Below are 20569 nucleotides of genomic sequence, written 5' to 3' on the forward strand. Positions count from 1 at the left end.
TAAAGGATGAATTTCGACTTAACACAAGAGCAGGCAATGATTAAAAAGACTATCAGGGAATTCGCTGAAGAAGAAGTGGCACCTGGTGCATTGGACCGGGACCGTACAAAGGAATTCCCTAAAGAAATTTTCAAAAAACTTTCAGACCTGGGAATGATGGGACTTCCCTTTCCGGAGGAATATGGTGGAGCAGGTGCAGATACGGTAAGTTTCGCCATCGTAACGGAAGAGCTTAGCCGAGCATGCGCTTCTACGGGGATCACGTACTCTGCCCATATATCACTCGGGGGAGCCCCAATTAATTTATTTGGCACACACGAGCAGAAAAGGGATTATCTGACACCGATATGTACTGGGGAATCATTTGGTGCATTCGGTCTGACTGAACCCAATGCCGGGTCAGATGCAGGCGGAACTCAGACCACTGCTGAAGATAAAGGGGATCATTGGGTTATAAATGGTAATAAATGCTATATTACCAATGCAAGTTATGCGAATCATCTCGCGTTAACGGCGATTACTGGCAGAAATAACGGAAATAAAGAGATCAGTGCCATCATCGTACCTACGAAAGCAAATGGATTTAAGGTCATTGATAATTATGAAAAAATGGGACTTCATTCTTCCAATACAACAGAGCTTGTGCTTGAAGACGTAGAAGTGCCGAAAGAAAATCTATTAGGGAAACAAGGGGAAGGCTTCAAGCAGTTCCTTGTTACCCTGGATGGGGGCAGGATCGGCATTGGGGCGATGGCTGTCGGTGTCGCTCAGGCTGCATTTGACAAGGCACTCCAATACTCTAAGGAAAGAAAACAATTCGGTAAAACGTTATCACAATTCCAAGTCACACAATTTAAACTTGCTGACATGGCTATGAAGATTGAGCTTGCCAGGAATATGGTGCATAAAGCAGCCTGGCTGAAAGATCAGGGAAGACCGTTTTCTAAAGAGGCCTCCATGTGTAAGTTATACGCTTCTGAAATCAGTATGGAAGTGGCAGACGAAGCCATTCAAATTCATGGCGGATACGGTTATATGAAAGAATACCATGTGGAGCGTTACCTACGTGATGCGAAGCTTCTTGAGATCGGAGAAGGGACATCAGAGGTTCAGAGGATGGTCATTTCAAGGTTGATCGGGTGTCAATAGGGGTATTCCTATATGGGTAATGGAAGGAGCTCTATTGGTCCCCTGAAGGCTGATAGAGCTCCTATCTCTATCCTTTTTCAAGGTGTGCAAGTAAGAATGTCGATCCCCGTTGCAGGAAAATAACAGGAAATGTGTCTAATTTGTGAGAAAGATGGAAAAGTTAATTGATAGTACTTTTACTTTGTCAGTTTTTGCAGTAAAATATAAAGTGTTGAAATGAGCACTATTTTTTGGATGTGTACATAAGGGAGGTTAAAATCATGAATCGTAATCCAATCATTCCATTCGTACTTATTATGGCTCTTGGGATTGGTCTTGTTTTCTTCTTATCGATTGAAGGCCTTAATAATGCCGATGAAAAAGCGAAGGAAGAAAAGCATGGCGAAATGGCTGGTGAAGAAGGCGAAAAGCCTTCAAGCGGGGAGTTCGATCCTGAAGCGAAGTACAAGGAGTCTTGTGTATCTTGTCACGGTGGTAACTATGAAGGTGGTGCCGGTCCTGCTCTTAAAGGAACGAAGCTATCGAAAGATGAGATCAAAGATAGAATCAAAAATGGTGGTGGCATCATGCCGGCTGGTCTTGTAGCAGATGAAAATCTTGATGCAATGGCAGACTGGATCAAATCACTTAAATAATGAATGATTGAAAAAGGTTCTTTGTCTTTAGACAAAGGGCTTTTTTTATAGGGGAAAGTTGGTTAGAATGAGTACCATACTATGAATCCAATAAATGAGTAAAGGTGACACATGAAATGAATATTCAACAATTATCAAAACGACTTGAAGCAGTGGTCTCATACATACCAAAACAATCTCGAATTGCGGACATCGGGTCAGATCATGCTTATCTTCCATGTTATGCAGTGAACAAAGGCATTGCTTCTTCAGCCGTCGCTGGTGAAGTGGTGAAAGGTCCTTACCTTTCTGCAAAAAAACAAGTAGAAGAGGCTGAATTGACAAAGGAAGTAGAAGTGAGATTAGGAAACGGGTTGGAAGTCATTACCCCGGGGGAAGTGGATTGCATCACGATTGCCGGAATGGGAGGAACATTGATTGCTTCAATTCTTGAGGAAGGAAAGCACAAACTGACGAATGAACCACGTTTGATCCTCCAGCCCAATGTGAGTGCGAAATCCATTCGGACCTGGTTGATGGATAATGAATGGGATTTGATTGCAGAGGAAATCCTTGAAGAAGATGATAAGCTCTATGAAATTTTAGTTGCGGAAAAAGGCGATCCAAGGAATCATTATTCCAGGGAAGTTGAAAAAGAGCTATTGCTTGGTCCATTTTTAATGATTGAAAAGAATCCGGTTTTTCTTAAGAAGTGGAATCAGGAACTTCGTCAATGGAAGAATATATTGAATAATATGGAGAAGGCAGAAAAAACCGAAGCTCTAGAAGACCGAAAAAGTGAACTCATCGGGAAGATCAAAATGGTCGAGGAGGTCATCCATTCATGAAAACGGTAAACGGTCATCAGATCATACAGCTTTTCGAGGAATTCTCCCCTAAATATTTGGCAGAAGAGGGAGATCCCATCGGACTTCAAATCGGAAGACTTAATGAAAAGGTAGAGAATGTCATGATCACCCTAGATGTTCTTGAAAACGTCGTTGATGAAGCGATTAAGAATAACGTCAAATTGATCATCGCCCATCATCCCCCTTTGTTTCGTCCTTTGAAAGCACTTCATACGGACTCATATCAAGGCCGTATGATTGAAAAATTAATCAAGCATGATATCGCTGTGTATGCTGCACATACCAATTTGGATGTTGCAGTAGGCGGAGTGAACGATCTGCTATCTGATATGCTGAAGTTACAGGATTCATCTGTACTCGTTCCTACGTATCAAGAGGATATTCGGAAATTGGCAGTGTATGTGCCAAAAGAAAATGCTGAGCAACTGCGAGAGGCGTTAGGGAAAGCGGGAGCCGGACATATCGGGAATTATTCTCATTGCAGCTTCTCAACCGAAGGGCAGGGGAGATTCCTCCCTGAAGAAGGAACAAACCCTCACATAGGTTTACAGGGTGTGGTTGAGGAAGTGACCGAAGAAAAGGTGGAAACCGTTTATCCTGTTTCCCTGGAGAGAAAAGTACTGAAAGCGATGTTCACCCATCATCCGTACGAAGAGGTGGCCTATGATATTTATTCGCTTGAGAATGAATCGCCTGCCCTGGGGCTCGGCAGAATAGGGTATTTACCAGAGGAAGTGACACTTCGGGACTTTGCTTTGTTGGTAAAGAAAACATTTGGCATGGATGGAATCAGAATGATTGGGGACGGAAATGCGACTGTCAAGAAAGTGGCCGTACTCGGCGGCGATGGAAATAAGTTCATTGGAAAAGCCAAAAGACAGGGCGCGGATGTGTTCGTTTCCGGAGATATCTACTATCATACAGCACATGACGCCATGATGATGGGCCTGAATGTAGTGGACGCTGGACATCATATTGAGAAGGTGATGAAAGAGGGAGTGGCCGCTCATTTAGCGAAACGATGCTCGGAAAAAGGATATGTTGTAAATATCTTTGCATCAAAAGCAGAAACGAACCCCTTTACGTATATGTAACATGGAAAGACCCCTTACTTTTTTGTAAGGGGTCTTTGATGTTTATTTTGTTCCCATTTTTGCTTTACGTACTTTCGGGAGTATTTTATTCAATGGAACATTGCGCTCTCTTGTCCAAGTGGAATCATCTTCCGGATCAAATGCTTCAAGGAATTTGATGACTTCCTTCACGATAGGGGTAGGAGTGGAGGCGCCAGCCGTAACAGCTACGATGTTGGCGTCTTTGATCCAGTCAATCTCGAGCTCGCTAATGTCTGAAATTCGATGAGCCGGTGTACCTGCGATGTCCTTTGATACTTGAGCGAGACGATTGGAGTTATTGCTCTTTGGATCACCTACGACAATAAGAACGTCAGCATCTCCGGCCTGCTCGGCCACAGCTTCCTGTCGTACTTGAGTTGCAAGGCAAATCTCTTTGTGCAGCTCAACGTGAGGGTACATTTCTTTCACTTTGTCCATTGTATCGAGTACATCCCATTGACTCATGGTCGTTTGGTTGGTCACGATGATCTTTTCATTGTCAATGGATAACTTTTCAACATCCTCCGCTGTTTCAACGAGATGAACGATTTCAGGTGCTACACCTACAGCCCCTTCAGGTTCGGGATGTCCTTTCTTACCGATATAGATCACGTCGTACCCTTCAGCCTCTTTGGCCCTGATCAGGTCGTGTGTCTTTGTGACATCGGGACAGGTTGCGTCCAGGGTGACAAGGCCTTTTTGCTTGGCAATTTCCTTTACTTCAGGAGAAACCCCGTGAGCAGTGAAAATAACGGTCCCTTCGTTTACCTGTTCTATGATTTCTTTTCGATTGCTTCCATCAAGGGTGATGATCCCGTCTTCCTCGAATGCATCGGTTACATGCTTGTTGTGGACAATCATTCCTAAAATATAAATGGGACGAGGAAGCGATTTGTCCAGTGCAGCATTTCTTGCAATGACCATTGCATCTACTACACCATAACAATAGCCCCTCGGAGTAATCTTAATAATTTCCATCTATGAATATCCTCCTACTGAGAAAAGGTTTTGATTTCATTATAAAGGAGAATGGGCTATCTGACAAAGAGTACGATATACTGGGAAGATTTTCGGACGAATCAATCAGGTCTTAGTCCTAAAAAAATAATCCCTATCAGGCGATTCATTACCCTTAGGGATTCGGCTTATTAAATATAGAGCTTTGGCTTTGAACTCGATTGAGCAGCTGATTGATCTTTAATTTCTTCATCATCGTCTAATTCAACACGTGGCTTTTTTTTCTTTCTCTTCTTAACAGGGGCTTCTGCTTCTGGTATGCCAGTTTCCTCTGTGCTTTGAATTTCGTCTGTGTTTTCTTCAGATGCATCTTCAGCTGGCATATCTTTTAACCCCCGATACAGCTTCCACAAAGACGGAATGTTTTTGACCATGGGTCCGTATTGTTGAAACATTGGGCCAAGCTGTTGAGCCGTCTGAAGCATCTGTTGTGTGTTGGACAAAAAGGAATTTACATTTCCGGGATTCAGGAGGGTCTGTATAATTCCACCTGCTGCCTGTGGAGATCGTTCAAACCCAGTAGAATTAGCAGAAGTATCACCTCTGGTAAACTGTTGCAGGAGTCCGCCGCCTCCATCTGCACCGCGATTCTCACCTTTTTTAAGGAGCTTAGACAACAACCCTTTGCCTTGTCCCCGGCCCTTTCCTCTTTGATTCATTCCCATATTGAAGCCCTGATTAGGTTTCTGCCTTCCAAATTGAAACGGAGGGGGTTGTGTCTGTCCCTGTCCAAAATTATTTCTGCCAGGCTGCTGCATTCCAAAGCCGTTGCCCCGCCGCTGCCTCATTCCGAAAGGGTTTCGCATATCCTGACCTTGATTTCTCACTCTTCTAGGCGGCATGATGACAGCCTCCTTTCATTGAATAAATTCGTTGTCATTATAGAGTATGCAATAGGTGAAAAAAGGGTATTGTGACAATATCACCTGAATTAATATCAGGTTGACCTAGAAGTTTTCGTGAAAATTGATTATAATGGTTAGATGTTCTTTAAATATGACGCTTGCTTACGTGAAAATAAAAATCACTTTCAATAAAAAGTGATCCGATACTTTTATATAGATCTGTGGTGATGATGCGAACGACTTAAGGCATCCATCCCGATGACAGCGTAATAAAAGGATAGTAAGATAAAAGGAGATGTACACAATGAAGAAGAATCTATTCCAGCAATTTGGATTTCAGACTTTTATCAATGAAGCTGTAGAAGAGTTGGGCTTTTATGAACCAACGGAAATCCAGAAAAAAATGATCCCTCTGATTTTAAAAGGACAGAGTGCGATCGGACAATCACAAACAGGGACGGGAAAGACACATTCCTACCTGCTACCGATCATTGAAAAGGTAAATGCAGCTTCTGAACAGGTACAGGCTGTTATTACTGCACCTACACGTGAATTGGCACAACAGATTTATCAGGAAATACTTAAGATTACTAAAGACAGTGAGATTGTATCCCGTTGTTATATTGGTGGGACGGATAAGCAGAGAACGATCGAGAAATTAAAACACCAGCCTCATATCGTAGTTGGAACTCCAGGGCGTATCAATGATCTTGTAAAGGATCAGGCATTATTTGTCCATACCGCAGCCTTGCTTGTCATCGATGAAGCGGATCTGATGCTTGATATGGGATTCATTGAAGATGTGGATCAGATCGCGGCCAAGATGCCAGAGAAACTTCAAATGTTAGTTTTCTCTGCCACTATTCCTGAGAAGCTTAAGCCTTTCTTGAAAAAATATATGGAGAATCCTCAATATGCACATGTAGAGCCTGAACAGTTATCAGCAAAGAATATTGAACATGTGATCGTACCGCTGAAAAGCCGCGATAAAATAAATCTGCTCTATAATATTTTAGTGGAGATCAATCCATATTTAGGGATTGTGTTCACAAATACGAAACAAAAGGCGGATGAAGTGGCTGATGCCCTGATCGCTAAAGGATTGAAGGTTGGACGGATTCATGGTGATTTATCTCCCCGTGAGCGTAAAAAAATGATGAAACAAACAAGAAACCTGGATTATCAATATATTGTGGCGACTGATCTTGCCGCGCGGGGTATCGATATCGAAGGGGTAAGTCACATCATTAACTTTGAACTCCCTCAAGATCTTGACTTCTATATTCACCGTTCAGGCCGTACAGCGCGTGCAGGGAACAGTGGTATCGCTTATACCATCTATACACCATCCGATGAAGATGCCCTGAATCGCTTGATGAAGCTGGGAGTTAGCTTCTCTCATCGTGATATCAAAAAAGGTGAATGGTCTGATCTGCCTGCCCTGAATAAACGTAAGAATCGTCAAAAATCAAACGTTGATGAAATTGACGAAAAAGCGAAGTCAATGGTCCGTAAACCAAAAGCCGTAAAACCGGGATATAAAAAGAAAATGAAATACAAAATGGATCAAATCAAGAAGCGGGAAAGAAGAATAAAAAATAGAAACAAGTAAGTGTTTGTACTTACATTCGATACAATAAGGGAGTTAGGAGCTGAAAAGTATGATTAAAATTGGATCCCATGTTTCCATGAGTGGAAAGAACATGTTACTTTCTTCAAGTGAAGAAGCCGTTTCTTATGGAGCGAATACCTTCATGATTTACACAGGTGCTCCACAAAACACGAGAAGAAAAAAGATTGAAGACTTAAATATTGAAGCGGGTCTTGCCCACATGAAAGAAAATGGAATTGAGGACATCGTTGTCCATGCTCCATATATCATTAACATCGGCAATACGACCAACCCTGCTACTTTCGAGTTGGGTGTCAATTTCCTCCGTTCTGAAATTGAACGCACGGAAGCTCTTGGAGCAGGGCAAATCGTCCTTCATCCCGGTGCCCATGTAGGAGCAGGTGCAGATAAAGGTATCGAGAAAATCATCGAAGGTCTGAATGAAGTATTGACTAAAGATCATAAAGTTCAAATTGCTTTGGAAACCATGGCTGGGAAAGGTTCCGAATGTGGAAGATCCTTTGAAGAACTGGCTCAAATCATCAACGGTGTAGAACTGAACGACCGCCTATCAGTCTGCTTTGATACATGTCATACACATGATGCGGGGTATAATATCGTTGAAGATTTCGATGGTGTTCTGGAGGAATTCGATAAAATCGTAGGCGTTGACCGCTTAAAAGTCCTTCATATCAATGATAGTAAGAATGAACGTGGAGCGGCTAAAGACCGACATGAAAACTTAGGGTTTGGTCATATTGGATTTAAGGCACTGAATTATATCGTGCATCATCCACAATTAAAGGAAGTTCCTAAAATATTGGAGACTCCGTATGTAGGGGAAGATAAGAAAAATAAAAAACCTCCATACAAGTTTGAGATCGACATGCTGCGTAATCAAACCTTTGATGAAGAGGTTTTAACAAAAATATTGAATCAGTAAAATTTGGAGGAGGACATGGCTCAAGATTTGAGAATCCTCCTCTTTCTTTACTATCTGATGAGTTGCAAAAAGAGTTGGTTGATTTCCTTGGCCTTCGCAGGACCAATGACCCTGGCCAGATTCTTAACTAACCGGCTTCTTTTGCTATCATCAAAGATATTGATGTTTTTTCCTTTCACGCTTGCAACGATTGCATTCGCCTGTTCTGGCGTCAGTGAAATGTTATATTGTTTGGCATACTTGAATAATTCATCATTTGTAATATGGTTGATTTTGTGATTGATCACATTTTGTAATAGCTTCATGTTTATCACTCCTCAACTGATACATATGTCGCTCACACCAAGAAAGTGACACTTTTATTTGAAAAATAAGTGATGAAAGGATAGGAATTGACGATGACTCAAAGAGTACATAAGAAGGAAAGTCCCCTTCATTTTATTTACCGTCTGTTTTTCATTACACTCGGAGCTGGACTCGCAGCTGTATCAATTGAGCTGTTTCTCGTGCCGAATAATATCATTGATGGGGGAATCATCGGTATCTCGTTGATCTTAAATTATTTAGTTTCCGATTCCATCCCTTTCCTTAATTTTTCCACCCTGTTGGTTCTGTTGAATCTTCCCTTTATGTATTCAGGATATAAACAAATCGGAAAAACCTTTGTTGTATCTTCACTGTTTGCCATCGTCGCTCTGGCAATCATAGAAAGTCTCCTTCATCATATGGACCCATTCGTAACAGAAGAAATCCTTGCAACCGTCTTTGGAGGATTGATTCTTGGAGTGGGCGTTGGGCTTGTCATCCGTCATGGAGGATCATTGGACGGAACGGAAATCCTGGGAATTCTGTTAACGAAGAAATTGCCATTTTCCGTCGGAGAGTTTGTGATGTTCATGAATATTTTCATCTTCGGATGGGCGGCGTTCGTCTTCGGGATCGAAGAGGCTATGTATTCGGTCATGACCTATTATATCGCTTTCAAGACGATCGATACGGTCATTCAGGGTATGGACGAAACGAAAGCGGTCATCATCGTTTCCGATCATTATCTGGAAGTATCGGATGCCATTTTACAAAGGCTTGGACGGGGTACAACCATGTTAAAGGGACGTGGTGGTTATACGGATAATGATAAAGAGGTCATATATGTCGTGGTCACAAGACTTGAAGTCACAAAATTGAAATCCATCGTTGCCGATGTGGACTCAAATGCATTCATCACCATCATGAGCACCCAGGAAACAAAAGGGGCACGATTCAAGTCGGCCATCCATTGATCCGTTCAAAAGCGATTTGAAAGACGCTACCGGACTACCCAAGAAGTAGGGTAGTCCTTTTCTGTAATAAACAGAATCATTTACAATCAACTACACATCATGTATACTACCCTATGTACTTTTAAATCGTAATGATTCTTATAAAGAGAGTGGATGTTAATGGATACCTCAAATCCAGTGATTAAAATAGAAGATGTGAATTTCGGTTACGAGCGAGAGAGAGTGCTCGAAGATATAAACCTCAGCATACCAAAGGGTGCTTTTCTTGGGATCGTGGGTCCAAACGGTTCAGGAAAATCAACATTATTAAAGCTTGTTCTTGGTCTATTGCGTGTAAAACAGGGGAAGATTGAGTTGTTTGGTACACCTCAGCCTAAATTCAAAGAATGGGATCGGATTGGCTTCGTATCTCAGAAGGCCAACAGCTTCAACACGGGATTTCCGGCAACTGTCTATGAAGTGGTAGCGAGTGGTCTAGCCAAGAAGGCTGGATTGTTCAAGCGTGTGTCTTCTGCATACAAGCAGGACGTGTATCAAGCGATTGAATCTGTCGGCATGACCCGGTTCGCCAAACGGAATATCGGAGAACTATCAGGAGGTCAGCAGCAAAGGGTATTCATTGCAAGAGCACTGGTGAGTCATCCTGACGTATTGATCCTGGATGAACCTACGGTAGGGGTCGACGCCCGGAATGTCCAGAACTTCTACGATATGTTAGAAAGGTTGAATAAGGATCTGGGTATTACACTTGTGCTTGTCACCCATGATATCGGATCCATTTCAAACAAAGTGACTCATGTTGCATGTTTGAATAAACATTTACATTTCCATGGCAAAACAGAAGAGTTTGAGAAGCTCAAGGAAAATCAGCTTTCCTCTTTTTACGGTCATGATGTACATTTCTTGAATCATGAGCATGAACATCATTCATGATCGATCGGAGGGATTAATATGCTTCAAGCAATATTTGAATATGAATTTTTACAAAATGCTTTTCTTACAGGAATCCTGATAGGGATTATCGCTCCATTATTGGGGGCATTCATCGTCGTAAGAAGATTATCTCTCATTGCCGATGCACTGAGTCACGTTACCCTTTCCGGTATTGCAGCGAGTCTGTACCTGAGTAAAATGGTTCCTGGATTTGCAGGGTTGAACCCTCTATACTTTGGAATGGCGTTCTCTGTGATGGGGTCTTTATTCATTGAACGATTACGAATGGTATATAAGCATTATCAGGAGCTGGCCATTCCAATCATTTTATCTGGGGGAATCGGGATAGGTGTCATTTTCATTTCACTGGCAGACGGTTTCAACACAGATTTATTCAGTTATTTATTCGGGAGTGTCAGTGCAGTCAGCAGAGGAGACTTGTATCTGATTGGTGGTATCAGTGTCCTTGTCATTGCCGTGATTGTCTTATTGTATAAAGAATTGTTTCTTCTATCTTTTGATGAGGATCATGCAAAGGCGTCCGGGATACCGGCTAAGGCTATCCATTTTATCTTTATGATTATGGTTGCGCTAGTGATTGCTGCATCCATGCGCATCGTGGGAATCCTTTTAGTATCATCATTAATGACTTTGCCTGTAGCTGCAAGTATCAGGATTGCAAATGGCTTTAAACAGACAATTGGATATTCCCTATTATTCGGAGAGATTTCTGTCATCGTCGGATTAGTCAGCGCTTTTTATCTGAATCTTGCCCCTGGTGGAACGATTGTCATGACAGCCATATTGATTCTCCTCATGACAATTATGATAAAGAAGATCAACTCGTCCAGTCATACTTCTAAAGGTGAGGTGTAGAAATTGAACGTAACCGAAGCAATGGATTTATTAAAAACGAAAGGTTATAAACATACAGGTAAACGGGAACAACTACTTGAATTGTTTTCTAGTTCAAATAAGTACTTAACGGCAAGGGACGTATTGGAGTACATGAAAGCAGATTATCCCGGACTCAGTTTTGATACCATCTATCGTAATTTGAGCCTGTTCGTTGAACTTGGAATACTGGAAGAGACAGAACTATCCAGTGAAAGACATTTTAGATTCACTTGTGAAAGTCACCATCATCACCATCACTTTATCTGTATGGATTGTGGGAAAACGAAAGAAATTCACACATGTCCGATGGAAGCATTAAAAGAAAACTTATCTGAAACAGGGTATGATATTTCAGGTCATAAATTTGAGATATATGGAAAGTGCCCGCAGTGTCAATAGAGATCCTTTTAGGGTCTCTTTTTTTTTGCTTATAGTCGAAGTGTTTAACGACTCAAAAAGAAGGGGAAAAATAGTAGTATTGAAAGAAGAGGAGATGTAGCCATGGAATCTGTACCATTTAGTCACTGTCCTACGAATAAGAAAAATTGCGTCAGCACCATTGACCTTACATCCTATCATCGTATCGCACCTCTTCCCATCAACGGAGGGGTTGAGGATACGAAAGAACAAATTCATAAGGCACTGAATCAATTCGATCATGTGGAAATCGAAGAAGAACAGTCGCATTACGTGCATGCGGTATTTACTTCCAAATGGTTGAAGTTTAAGGATGACTTGGAAATTTACATTGATGAAAGCGCCAATCTTTTGCATATGAAGTCAGGCTCACGCCTTGGATATTATGATTTCAAGGTAAATAGGAATCGAGTGGAGCAGTTTAAATCATTTTTTAACCAGCAATAGAAAAAGCCTCTGGGTAAAGAGGCTTTTTTCTAAGATTGATTTCGAAGCCAGTCCTGAACCCAGGAGTCCGCTTCATGCCAATCATTTACCCTGATGACTCCATCGGGAATCGCTTTTTGATTGTAGGGTGTATTGAACAATACAACAGGGATGGAGAGTTCTTCTGATATGGCTACTGCATTATCATGTTTATCTTCAAAGAAGATATCGACATCATGTTTTTTAGCAGTGGAAATTTTATCATGTGATCCGATTAATTCTATATGGTGATACATGAGGTCCTGTTTATCGAACCATTCTTTCGTTATTTGAATAAGGTCCGTTCTTCTAGCGCTGATAAAATACAGCTCATGTTTTTCTTTCCATTGGTCTAGGATCTTCTTGGCACCGTGAGCAAGGGGAGATTCTTGGTATATGACAGGCTCCGCTTGTTTGAACCATTTTCCAAAAGTTTGGGGTGAAATGTCCAAAACCTCTGTCAGTTCGTACTGGGTGATGTCTTGTAAAGTTAAATTTAATTGAAAATGATCATTTATGTGAGGCAGTAAAGATTCTGGTGACGTTACTGTCCCATCAATATCGATTCCAAAACGTTTCATTCTTTATCATGCTCCTCTGTCTAAAAACTCCTTCAATTTTAACACAATCCCCACGTTGAAATAACCTTCAAAAAATAAATTCCTATATGAATGAAAAAAGGGAAGGGTCCGCTAACAAAAATGACAAAGATTAGCATAGTAAAATGGGCGAACTGACACACAATAAGAAGGCTCCCAAACACAGAAAGTGAGGGATTGCTGTATGAGTGATGAACGACGCGAATTAAATAGCGTTGATCGAAATCTTCAAGATATCGACGTGTATTACGACAATCCGGAAACAGATGTGGATAGAGATGATTATCGTGAAGAAACAGCAGCAGAAATTGCTGCTCCAATGAATGTCAGCCGCGACTTTGAACATGATGCCGTAGAAGATACGACAACGTCAGGCCGTGTGTTAGGGTACTCTGCCCTTGCACTATCCATTCTTTCCTTGTTTATTCTTCCGGTCATAATGGGAGCAGCTGGAATCGTACTTGGATTTGTGGCAAGGCGCAGGGGAGCAGAAATGCTTGGTGCCTGGGCAATCGGAATTGGGGCCGTATCAATAATCGTAGGATTATTTGTACTGCCGTTCTTTTAAAATCAATCGTTTTTCTTGAAATTGGGAGCGTTTCAAGAATTAAAAAGAAGAGGACTGACATAAGTCAGTCCTCTTTTCATTAATCCGATTAAACTTCTAGTTCCTTTTCGTCCTTTTCAGCTTCCTGTTTCGCGAAATATTCCTCCGCGATCTTGTCAATTTCTTTCTTTAATTCCTCTACCATCGTCTCTTCAGGAACTTTACGGACTGTTTTTCCTTTGCGGAATAGAAGTCCTTCTCCGCGTGCTCCAGCTATACCGATATCTGCCTCTCTGGCTTCACCTGGTCCATTCACTGCACATCCAAGAACAGCTACCTTGATAGGTGCCTTAATGGTTGAAATGTATTCTTCCACTTCATTGGCGATTGAAATCAGGTCGATTTCGATCCGGCCGCATGTTGGGCAGGAAATCAATGTAGCGGCATTTGACGCTAATCCAAATGATTTTAATAGTTCCCTTGCGACTTTTACTTCTTCTACAGGATCCGCACTCAAGGAGATACGAAGGGTATTGCCGATTCCAAGGCTAAGGATAGCGCCTAGACCTGAAGCACTCTTTACGGTTCCAGCAAATAATGTGCCTGACTCTGTGATACCAAGGTGAAGAGGATAGTCAAATGCTTGAGCCGCTTTTGTATAGGCTTCAATAGCTAAATTAACATCAGATGCTTTCATGGATACAATGATGTCATGAAAATCAAGGTCCTCGAGGATTTTAATGTGATGAAGGGCGCTTTCGACCATACCATCAGCAGTTGGGTATCCGTATTTCTCAAGGATTTTCCGTTCCAGGCTTCCTGCGTTTACCCCGATCCGGATCGGGATACCTTTCTCTTTCGCTGCTTTGACGACGGCTTCAACCTTTTCGCGGCGACCGATATTACCTGGATTGATACGGATTTTATCAGCACCGCCTTCAATGGCTTTCAAAGCTAATTTATAATCAAAATGTATATCGACAACAAGTGGGATATTGATTTGTTTCTTAATATCAGCAATGGCATTTGCAGCACGTTCATCAGGGCATGCAACCCGTACGACCTGACATCCAGCTTCTTCAAGCCGATGGATCTCTTTAACCGTTGCTTCAACGTCATGCGTTTTTGTTGTAGTCATACTTTGGATGACAAGTTCGTTATTTCCGCCAATAGTTAAATCTCCGACTTTGACCGGACGTGTTTTTGAACGATGTATAATTTCACTCAAGTGTAATTCGCTCCTTTAGAAAGGTTCTCAAAGTTTCATTATAAGTAATACGAAGCTATTGTAACAGTGTTTTGTGTGAAATGACAAGAAATAGGTGTTTTTTTGGAGCAAGGGTTCATTGATAATTCGGTATTTTATAGGTTTTTCCTATTTGTATTTTTGCAGGGGACACCTCATTTAATTCCTCAAAGTCGCTAATCACTTGATCAATGGAAACGGGTATGGATCCATCAAGAAGGTCTTCCACTAGGCTCAATACTGTGTCACCTGGCTTGATTTCCATTTCCACATAAGGGAGGGAGGAAGAAGTTTCTTCTCTTTCAGCAGGGACTGAAGGCTGCTGTGGATTGGCATTTACTTGGGGCTGTGTGGTTGCGACGGTCGCTTCTTTATACAGGAGCCTTAACGTTCCCTCATTTAAATCATAATACACACTGTATAGAAGAATGATAATACCAAAGAATATAGCCATTCTTTTCATCTATATTTCCTCCCGATTAGTTTGATGTCTGAATGGTCTCAAGAAGGAGTTGTAAGAAATATGAGGGATAAGCTTCTCCCCTTTATCATTGGTTTACTTCCTATATTGATGGTACTGGGAAATTCAATGCTCATTCCCATCATTCCCAGAATAGAAGCAGATTTGCATTTAAGCAGCGGTTGGTCCGGATTTATTTTAAGTTCATTTACGATACCTGCAGCCCTGGTCATTCCATTTGCAGGGGCATTGTCAGACCGTTATGGAAGAAAACGGATCATTACGATTTCACTATGGGTGATGATTCTAGGAAGTGTCCTTTGTATCTTTAGTCGAGAGTATGTCGGTCTTTTTATGCTAGGTAGAGGATTACAAGGTGTAGGGGCAGCGGGAACGACACCTCTTGCCATGGCGTTGATCGGTGATCTTTATCAAGAGCAGGAACGGTCAAAGATGCTCGGTTCATTGGAGGTTTTTAATGGTATCGGCAAAGTAGTTGCCCCGATTACAGGTGCCACTCTCGCTCAACTTGTATTGTGGAATCAATCCTTTTGGGTCTTCCCGTTATTATCGATCCTGATTTTGCTTGGTTTACGAAATACGGTGGAATCTAAAAAAGAAAGTCATAAAATGGACAAAAAAGCATTTTTTACCCTTTTCATGTCAAAGAGCCGTTTATTGATACCTCTCTATTTGATTGGGGGAGCAGGCTTATTTTTATTATTCGGCATGCTCTTCTATCTTTCCTACCATATTGAAAATACTTTTCATATTGACGGATTTTTTAAAGGATTTTCTTTTATTTTCCCATTAGGTGCGATGACAATGTGTTCCTATTGGTGCGGGAAGAGATTGAAGACCGATGAAGAGTTAGGGTGGGCATATTTAAAGTACGGTGTGGTTATGATGTCCATCCCATTAGGGCTGTTAAATCTGCTCTCTGCATTAGGGTTTCTAATGTTTTTCATCACGTTAAGTTTTGGAGGATTAGGTTTGATGCTGCCTGTCATCAATACATTCATTACAGGCAGCGTACCTGAGCAACAGAGGGGGCTTATTGTAAGTCTCTATGGAGCGGTGAGATTCGGTGGTGTGGCAATGGGGCCGATTGCCTTTGGGGTATGGAGGGTGGATCCTACACAGATGTATGCGATTGCCTTCAGTTTCTCAATCATCAACGTCTTTCTTTTTATTTTTCTTTCTTTACGGACAAAAGGTGAGTTCCACCCTGAAATTCAATAGTTTCAATTAACAAAACAAAGTCCCCATCCAGAGGAACGGGGACTTTGTTTAATGGCGTATTTTCCTTTGAGGAATTTCTTTCACTACTAAATAAAGGATGATGGTAATGACAAACCAATCCAATATGGGAGCGGCTGGAATCTTGGTTTGCAATAATTCCATTAGGGTAAAAAACAAGGTAGATACAGTAGCTGAATAGGCTGTGATTCGGAAGCTTTGTCGATATTGTAAATTCCGCTTAAGGACATTTGCGAACGTAACGCCTATAAGAGCAAAAATGGTTATCTTTAAAAACGTCATCCCCGAGGTAAACAGGTAAAGGATAAATAGCGCAACGGGGATCAGTATCCATTTCAAATCGATTAAGGAATCAAGCAAATCAAGCAAACCTTCTTTCGATAAGGCTGTATCACCGAACATAGAATAGGAAGAAGATTGAACGTTACCCTGATTAATGACAACGAATTCCTTCTGTAAGAAAGCAATCGTATTTTCATTCTTGTCAAGATCTTCTTCATTCACATGACCGGTATCGTCAAGTATGATGGTGATGTCATCCTTTTCCATGGTAAAGGGTTTTGTCCATTCAGAAGATAAGGAACCGTTCTTAATAGAAAAGGATGGCAATTCTTTTTCGACAGACTCTCTTAGTGTATCGAGGGCATTTGTGGTAAACGATACAAATTGGACTGCTACAGGGAGGATGGAAATAAGTGCTAACAGGAAGATGAAACGAATCGTTTTTCCTATTCCCTGGAACCGGAATTTTGCAATATCTTTTGGGGAATAGATACTTTTATACAACTGCTGAAATACATTCATTAAGTTTTTTTCTCCTTTCGTGCATACCTCTTCTATTTTATGCTTGTCTCTATACTTCATCAAGTATAGACAGCCTAAAATAATTTAAAATGAATATCATTTGTAACATAAATGTAATAAAAGTCGACTTTTATTAACCTATTGTAAATTTGGGGTAAAAAGTATTTACGTTTGAACCATTATGTATTAAAAATGATATGGGGTTTTTGTTGTTTAATGTCGAAAATATATGTAGGGGTTGAAAAAATGGAATTAAATTGGCAAGAAATGTTGTTTCAGTTCTTTGGAGGACTGGGTATTTTCCTCTTTGGGATAAAGTATATGGGGGACGGACTTCAGAAGTCTGCCGGTGAACGCCTGAAGGAAATTCTGGATAAGTTCACGACCAATCCATTCATGGGTGTATTGGCAGGTATTTTTGTTACAGTCCTGATCCAATCGAGTAGTGGTACGACGGTTATCGTTGTCGGACTGGTAAGTGCCGGTTTCATGACCCTTAGACAAGCAATCGGTGTCATCATGGGTGCAAATATTGGTACAACGGTGACAGCCTTTATCATTGGTGTTGATATTGGAGAATATGCCCTTCCGATCATTGCGGTCGGTACCATCATGCTATTCTTCTTCAAAAATAAGAAAGTCCATAACTTTGGTCAAATGATTTTTGGATTTGGAGCATTATTCTATGGTCTTGAATTAATGGGTGGAGGGATGAAACCTTTACGATCCCTTGAAGCATTTCATGATTTGACCGTAAGTATGAGTGATAACCCAATTCTTGGTGTAGTGGTCGGTACATTATTTACTGTCATCGTTCAAAGTTCTTCCGCAACAATCGGTATCCTGCAGGAGTTATACAGCTCCAACCTGGTTGACCTGCAAGCAGGATTACCCATTTTATTCGGGGATAATATCGGTACAACCATTACAGCCGTTCTGGCAGCCCTTGGTGCATCTGTAGCAGCAAGACGTGCAGCGGCGGTCCATGTACTATTTAACTTAATCGGGACAACTATTTTCTTAATCATATTGCCGTTTTTCACTAAGTTTGTAGTCTTCTTACAATCTACATTTAATCTAAATGAACCAATGACGATTGCATTCGCACACGGAACATTCAACCTTACGAATACAATCATTCAATTTCCGTTCATCGCCATCTTGGCGGTCATCGTAACAAAGCTGATTCCAGGTCAGGACTCTATTGTCGACTATAATTCAAAGCATTTAGATCCTGTGTTTATCGAGCAATCTCCATCCATTGCATTGGGACAAGCGAAAGAAGAAGTTCTACGTATGGGAGCATTTGCGGTTAAAGGTTTGCAGGAAACAAATGAATTCTTAAAGTCGAAGAGCTCTAAAAATGCAGAAGCTGCTTATCAAATTGAAGGTGCCATCAATAATCTGGATAAGAAGATTACGAACTATCTCGTCGATTTATCTTCTGCCTCCCTTTCAGAATCAGAATCTGAGCGTCATTCGATTCTGATGGATACAGTACGCGATATTGAACGGGTAGGGGACCATTTCGAAAACATCATTGAATTAATCGAATATCAACAATCAAATAAAGTGAAAATTACAGATGATGCCATGTCTGATCTTGAAGTCATGTTCAATTTGACTATTGAAACAGTTGAAAAGGCCATCAAGTCATTAGATTTGAACGATATTGAAATTGCCAGAGAAGTGGCTGAAAAAGAAGATCAGATCGATAAGATGGAACGTAAGCTCCGTAAACAACATATCCTTCGTCTGAATGAAGGGAAATGTTCGGGCCAAGCAGGTATCGTATATGTGGATATCATCAGTAATTTAGAGCGTATTGGTGATCATGCCGTTAATATTGCTGAAGCAGTATTGGGAGTAGAATAAGGCAAGTCAAACTGACCTCTTTGATAATTGTCAAAGGGGTCAGCTTTTTTTATACTCAAAGTGAGGTGTTGAGACATGGAGATCGTTTACTGGAGTATCATTATCATACTCATGGTTTTATCGTTTGTCGGTTTGGTGTACCCGATATTGCCAAGTGTCATCTTTTTAGTGGGCAGTTTCTTATTGTATGGCGTGTTTTTCAGCTTTGAGCCTTTTAGTGGGCTGTTCTGGACTGTGCAGATCCTCTTTGTTGCCCTTTTATTCGGTGCCGATTATATGGCGAACCTGATAGGAGTCAAAAAATTCGGCGGAACGAAGGCAGGTATATGGGGAAGTACCATCGGACTACTGGTTGGTCCATTTGCCATACCTGTAGCAGGAATATTAATCGGTCCCTTCCTGGGTGCTGTCATAGGAGAATGGGTGGTCCATCGGACAAACCTGAAGACTGCCGTAAAAGTGGGAATAGGATCCGTGGTAGGCTTCATCTCAAGTGTATTTACAAAAGGAGTCATTCAAATCATTATGACAATCTATTTCTTTTGGATCATTTAGTCCGCTGTGTTTAGGGATTAGGGTTAAGACATTTACCTTTTGTTGATTGGAGTGGAAGGTGCTCGACTCCTGCGGGAAACGCTGGACAGGTGAGACCCCACAGGGCTTTAGCCCGAGGAGGCTCACCGCCAGCCCCGCGGAAAGCGAGCACCTGGAGCGCAAATCAAACACTCCTTTCTTAATTTGAATAATGACAAAAAAATTTTCAAATGACTAGTCAGCAGATTATAGGGTATTTTATTCTTGTAAGAAAAAAGTAAGAGATTGAAGGCAAATTATTTGAACAGCTATAGTTGTTTTGGTAATCTTATACTGAAACGGCCTGAATATTGCTATTCAGGAAACTATACATAGGGAGGAATTTACAATGGCTTACGAATTACCGCAACTACCTTACGCATATGATGCATTAGAACCTCATATCGACAAGGAAACAATGAACATTCACCACACAAAACACCATAACGCATACGTTACAAAAGTAAATGATGCACTTCAAGGACACGATGATTTATTAAGCAAATCCATCGAAGATCTTGTTTCTAACTTAGATGCTGTTCCTGAAGGTGCTCGTACGGCAGTACGTAACAATGGTGGCGGTCACGCTAACCACTCTCTATTCTGGACGGTATTATCACCGAATGGTGGAGGCGCGCCATCTGGAGAATTAGCAGATGCTATCTCTTCTAAATTCGGAAGCTTCGATGCATTTAAAGAAGAATTCGCGAATGCTGCTGCAACACGCTTTGGCTCAGGCTGGGCTTGGCTTGTAGTAAACAACGGTGAATTAGAAGTAACAAGCACACCAAACCAGGACAGTCCTTTAATGGAAGGGAAAACGCCTGTTTTAGGTCTTGACGTTTGGGAGCATGCTTACTACCTGAACTATCAAAACCGTCGTCCTGATTACATCGGTGCTTTCTGGAACGTTGTAAACTGGGATGAAGTAGCGAAGCGCTACTCAGCTGCAAAATAATTAAATCTATGCCAAAAGAGAGGTTCCTTAAGGAACCTCTCTTTTTTTTGTATAAGTTCCTTCCCTTTTTCAAAAGATAGGGATACGTTAA

23 protein-coding genes are annotated in these 20569 nt (G+C 41.3%); 16 read left to right on the plus strand and 7 right to left on the minus strand.

Translation table 11 applies throughout. The annotated features are described in order from the left end of the window. Window positions 1-6 precede the first annotated feature (6 nt). The 4 genes from LCL96_RS03725 (at window position 7) to LCL96_RS03740 (ending at window position 3726) form a co-directional block, all read left to right on the plus strand. Window positions 7-1149, plus strand: a complete 1143-nt coding sequence (locus tag LCL96_RS03725) for an acyl-CoA dehydrogenase (RefSeq protein WP_224940104.1) — start codon at window positions 7-9, stop codon at window positions 1147-1149. Window positions 1150-1409: 260 nt separating this feature from the next. After that, complete coding sequence (cccA, locus tag LCL96_RS03730) at window positions 1410-1784, plus strand: cytochrome c550 (RefSeq protein WP_224940105.1); 375 nt, start codon at window positions 1410-1412, stop codon at window positions 1782-1784. 116 nt (window positions 1785-1900) lie between these two features. Continuing rightward, on the plus strand, window positions 1901-2611 hold the full coding sequence (locus LCL96_RS03735) for a tRNA (adenine(22)-N(1))-methyltransferase (RefSeq protein ID WP_224940106.1): 711 nt from the start codon (window positions 1901-1903) through the stop codon (window positions 2609-2611). Continuing rightward, window positions 2608-3726 carry a Nif3-like dinuclear metal center hexameric protein gene (locus LCL96_RS03740; protein ID WP_224940107.1) on the plus strand — a complete coding sequence of 373 codons (1119 nt, stop codon included), beginning with the start codon at window positions 2608-2610 and terminating at the stop codon, window positions 3724-3726. The genes LCL96_RS03735 and LCL96_RS03740 overlap by 4 nt, the downstream gene beginning before the upstream one ends. Window positions 3727-3768: 42 nt before the next feature. Here the strand turns inward: LCL96_RS03740 and LCL96_RS03745 are convergent, their stop codons facing one another. Next, complete coding sequence (locus tag LCL96_RS03745) at window positions 3769-4725, minus strand: 4-hydroxy-3-methylbut-2-enyl diphosphate reductase (RefSeq protein WP_224940108.1); 957 nt, start codon at window positions 4723-4725, stop codon at window positions 3769-3771. Window positions 4726-4895: 170 nt separating this feature from the next. Then, a complete protein-coding gene (locus LCL96_RS03750) occupies window positions 4896-5606 on the minus strand; it encodes a YqfQ family protein (protein WP_224940109.1) in 711 nt (236 codons plus the stop codon). A 307-nt stretch (window positions 5607-5913) separates the two neighbouring features. Between LCL96_RS03750 and LCL96_RS03755 the strand changes: the two genes are divergently transcribed. After that, entirely contained in the window at window positions 5914-7221 is a 1308-nt protein-coding gene (locus tag LCL96_RS03755) for a DEAD/DEAH box helicase (RefSeq protein ID WP_224940110.1), read from the plus strand. A 49-nt stretch (window positions 7222-7270) separates the two neighbouring features. Beyond that, window positions 7271-8164: a deoxyribonuclease IV gene (locus tag LCL96_RS03760; RefSeq protein ID WP_224940111.1), complete on the plus strand. Its 894-nt coding sequence runs from the start codon at window positions 7271-7273 to the stop codon at window positions 8162-8164. 50 nt (window positions 8165-8214) lie between these two features. Here LCL96_RS03760 and LCL96_RS03765 read toward each other — a convergent pair whose 3' ends face one another. After that, complete coding sequence (locus tag LCL96_RS03765; protein WP_224940112.1) at window positions 8215-8469, minus strand: DUF2624 domain-containing protein; 255 nt, start codon at window positions 8467-8469, stop codon at window positions 8215-8217. A gap of 93 nt (window positions 8470-8562) precedes the next feature. On the opposite strand from LCL96_RS03765, the gene LCL96_RS03770 reads away from it, so the two are divergent. The 5 genes from LCL96_RS03770 (at window position 8563) to LCL96_RS03790 (ending at window position 12138) form a co-directional block, all read left to right on the plus strand. Continuing rightward, a complete protein-coding gene (locus LCL96_RS03770; RefSeq protein ID WP_224940113.1) occupies window positions 8563-9444 on the plus strand; it encodes a YitT family protein in 882 nt (293 codons plus the stop codon). A gap of 159 nt (window positions 9445-9603) precedes the next feature. Next, on the plus strand, window positions 9604-10377 hold the full coding sequence (locus LCL96_RS03775; RefSeq protein WP_224940114.1) for a metal ABC transporter ATP-binding protein: 774 nt from the start codon (window positions 9604-9606) through the stop codon (window positions 10375-10377). Window positions 10378-10395: 18 nt separating this feature from the next. After that, the gene (locus tag LCL96_RS03780; protein WP_224940115.1) at window positions 10396-11253 is read left to right on the plus strand and encodes a metal ABC transporter permease; all 858 of its coding nucleotides are present in this window, start codon (window positions 10396-10398) and stop codon (window positions 11251-11253) included. A 3-nt stretch (window positions 11254-11256) separates the two neighbouring features. Further along, window positions 11257-11673: a Fur family transcriptional regulator gene (locus LCL96_RS03785; protein ID WP_224940116.1), complete on the plus strand. Its 417-nt coding sequence runs from the start codon at window positions 11257-11259 to the stop codon at window positions 11671-11673. A gap of 102 nt (window positions 11674-11775) precedes the next feature. Further along, the gene (locus LCL96_RS03790) at window positions 11776-12138 is read left to right on the plus strand and encodes a DUF1499 domain-containing protein (RefSeq protein ID WP_224940117.1); all 363 of its coding nucleotides are present in this window, start codon (window positions 11776-11778) and stop codon (window positions 12136-12138) included. Between the two features lie 29 nt (window positions 12139-12167). Here the strand turns inward: LCL96_RS03790 and LCL96_RS03795 are convergent, their stop codons facing one another. Further along, complete coding sequence (locus LCL96_RS03795; RefSeq protein ID WP_224940118.1) at window positions 12168-12737, minus strand: hypothetical protein; 570 nt, start codon at window positions 12735-12737, stop codon at window positions 12168-12170. A 202-nt stretch (window positions 12738-12939) separates the two neighbouring features. On the opposite strand from LCL96_RS03795, the gene LCL96_RS03800 reads away from it, so the two are divergent. Then, entirely contained in the window at window positions 12940-13323 is a 384-nt protein-coding gene (locus LCL96_RS03800) for a DUF4190 domain-containing protein (RefSeq protein ID WP_206849957.1), read from the plus strand. 88 nt (window positions 13324-13411) lie between these two features. Here LCL96_RS03800 and ispG read toward each other — a convergent pair whose 3' ends face one another. Further along, window positions 13412-14521 carry a flavodoxin-dependent (E)-4-hydroxy-3-methylbut-2-enyl-diphosphate synthase gene (gene ispG / locus LCL96_RS03805; RefSeq protein ID WP_224941284.1) on the minus strand — a complete coding sequence of 370 codons (1110 nt, stop codon included), beginning with the start codon at window positions 14519-14521 and terminating at the stop codon, window positions 13412-13414. 124 nt (window positions 14522-14645) lie between these two features. After that, window positions 14646-15011, minus strand: a complete 366-nt coding sequence (locus LCL96_RS03810) for a hypothetical protein (protein WP_224940119.1) — start codon at window positions 15009-15011, stop codon at window positions 14646-14648. A 60-nt stretch (window positions 15012-15071) separates the two neighbouring features. On the opposite strand from LCL96_RS03810, the gene LCL96_RS03815 reads away from it, so the two are divergent. After that, window positions 15072-16250 (plus strand): MFS transporter, encoded by a 1179-nt coding sequence (locus tag LCL96_RS03815; protein ID WP_224940120.1) that lies wholly within the window; start codon window positions 15072-15074, stop codon window positions 16248-16250. Between the two features lie 48 nt (window positions 16251-16298). Here the strand turns inward: LCL96_RS03815 and LCL96_RS03820 are convergent, their stop codons facing one another. Further along, complete coding sequence (locus LCL96_RS03820; RefSeq protein WP_224940121.1) at window positions 16299-17072, minus strand: DUF1189 domain-containing protein; 774 nt, start codon at window positions 17070-17072, stop codon at window positions 16299-16301. A 246-nt stretch (window positions 17073-17318) separates the two neighbouring features. On the opposite strand from LCL96_RS03820, the gene LCL96_RS03825 reads away from it, so the two are divergent. From LCL96_RS03825 to LCL96_RS03835, 3 genes are all read left to right on the plus strand, one after another. Beyond that, window positions 17319-18947, plus strand: a complete 1629-nt coding sequence (locus tag LCL96_RS03825; RefSeq protein WP_224940122.1) for a Na/Pi cotransporter family protein — start codon at window positions 17319-17321, stop codon at window positions 18945-18947. A gap of 75 nt (window positions 18948-19022) precedes the next feature. Further along, complete coding sequence (locus tag LCL96_RS03830) at window positions 19023-19502, plus strand: DUF456 domain-containing protein (protein WP_224940123.1); 480 nt, start codon at window positions 19023-19025, stop codon at window positions 19500-19502. Window positions 19503-19869: 367 nt separating this feature from the next. After that, window positions 19870-20478: a superoxide dismutase gene (locus LCL96_RS03835; protein WP_224940124.1), complete on the plus strand. Its 609-nt coding sequence runs from the start codon at window positions 19870-19872 to the stop codon at window positions 20476-20478. The last annotated feature ends 91 nt before the right edge of the window (window positions 20479-20569 follow it).

The sequence above is a fragment of the Rossellomorea aquimaris genome (assembly GCF_020172085.1).
GTDB classification, from domain to species: Bacteria; Bacillota; Bacilli; order Bacillales; family Bacillaceae_B; genus Rossellomorea; species Rossellomorea aquimaris_E.

Coding starts and splice junctions, on each gene's coding strand:
- LCL96_RS03780 (WP_224940115.1), top strand. CDS start 10,396: ATGCTTCAAGCAATATTTGAATATGAATTTTTACAAAATGCTTTTCTT.
- LCL96_RS03775 (WP_224940114.1), top strand. CDS start 9,604: ATGGATACCTCAAATCCAGTGATTAAAATAGAAGATGTGAATTTCGGT.
- LCL96_RS03835 (WP_224940124.1), top strand. CDS start 19,870: ATGGCTTACGAATTACCGCAACTACCTTACGCATATGATGCATTAGAA.
- LCL96_RS03815 (WP_224940120.1), top strand. CDS start 15,072: ATGAGGGATAAGCTTCTCCCCTTTATCATTGGTTTACTTCCTATATTG.
- LCL96_RS03765 (WP_224940112.1), bottom strand. CDS start 8,469: ATGAAGCTATTACAAAATGTGATCAATCACAAAATCAACCATATTACA.
- LCL96_RS03800 (WP_206849957.1), top strand. CDS start 12,940: ATGAGTGATGAACGACGCGAATTAAATAGCGTTGATCGAAATCTTCAA.
- LCL96_RS03740 (WP_224940107.1), top strand. CDS start 2,608: ATGAAAACGGTAAACGGTCATCAGATCATACAGCTTTTCGAGGAATTC.
- LCL96_RS03790 (WP_224940117.1), top strand. CDS start 11,776: ATGGAATCTGTACCATTTAGTCACTGTCCTACGAATAAGAAAAATTGC.
- LCL96_RS03810 (WP_224940119.1), bottom strand. CDS start 15,011: ATGAAAAGAATGGCTATATTCTTTGGTATTATCATTCTTCTATACAGT.
- LCL96_RS03725 (WP_224940104.1), top strand. CDS start 7: ATGAATTTCGACTTAACACAAGAGCAGGCAATGATTAAAAAGACTATC.
- LCL96_RS03735 (WP_224940106.1), top strand. CDS start 1,901: ATGAATATTCAACAATTATCAAAACGACTTGAAGCAGTGGTCTCATAC.
- LCL96_RS03770 (WP_224940113.1), top strand. CDS start 8,563: ATGACTCAAAGAGTACATAAGAAGGAAAGTCCCCTTCATTTTATTTAC.
- cccA (WP_224940105.1), top strand. CDS start 1,410: ATGAATCGTAATCCAATCATTCCATTCGTACTTATTATGGCTCTTGGG.
- LCL96_RS03830 (WP_224940123.1), top strand. CDS start 19,023: ATGGAGATCGTTTACTGGAGTATCATTATCATACTCATGGTTTTATCG.
- LCL96_RS03760 (WP_224940111.1), top strand. CDS start 7,271: ATGATTAAAATTGGATCCCATGTTTCCATGAGTGGAAAGAACATGTTA.
- LCL96_RS03825 (WP_224940122.1), top strand. CDS start 17,319: ATGGAATTAAATTGGCAAGAAATGTTGTTTCAGTTCTTTGGAGGACTG.
- LCL96_RS03745 (WP_224940108.1), bottom strand. CDS start 4,725: ATGGAAATTATTAAGATTACTCCGAGGGGCTATTGTTATGGTGTAGTA.
- LCL96_RS03820 (WP_224940121.1), bottom strand. CDS start 17,072: ATGAATGTATTTCAGCAGTTGTATAAAAGTATCTATTCCCCAAAAGAT.
- LCL96_RS03750 (WP_224940109.1), bottom strand. CDS start 5,606: ATGCCGCCTAGAAGAGTGAGAAATCAAGGTCAGGATATGCGAAACCCT.
- LCL96_RS03755 (WP_224940110.1), top strand. CDS start 5,914: ATGAAGAAGAATCTATTCCAGCAATTTGGATTTCAGACTTTTATCAAT.
- LCL96_RS03795 (WP_224940118.1), bottom strand. CDS start 12,737: ATGAAACGTTTTGGAATCGATATTGATGGGACAGTAACGTCACCAGAA.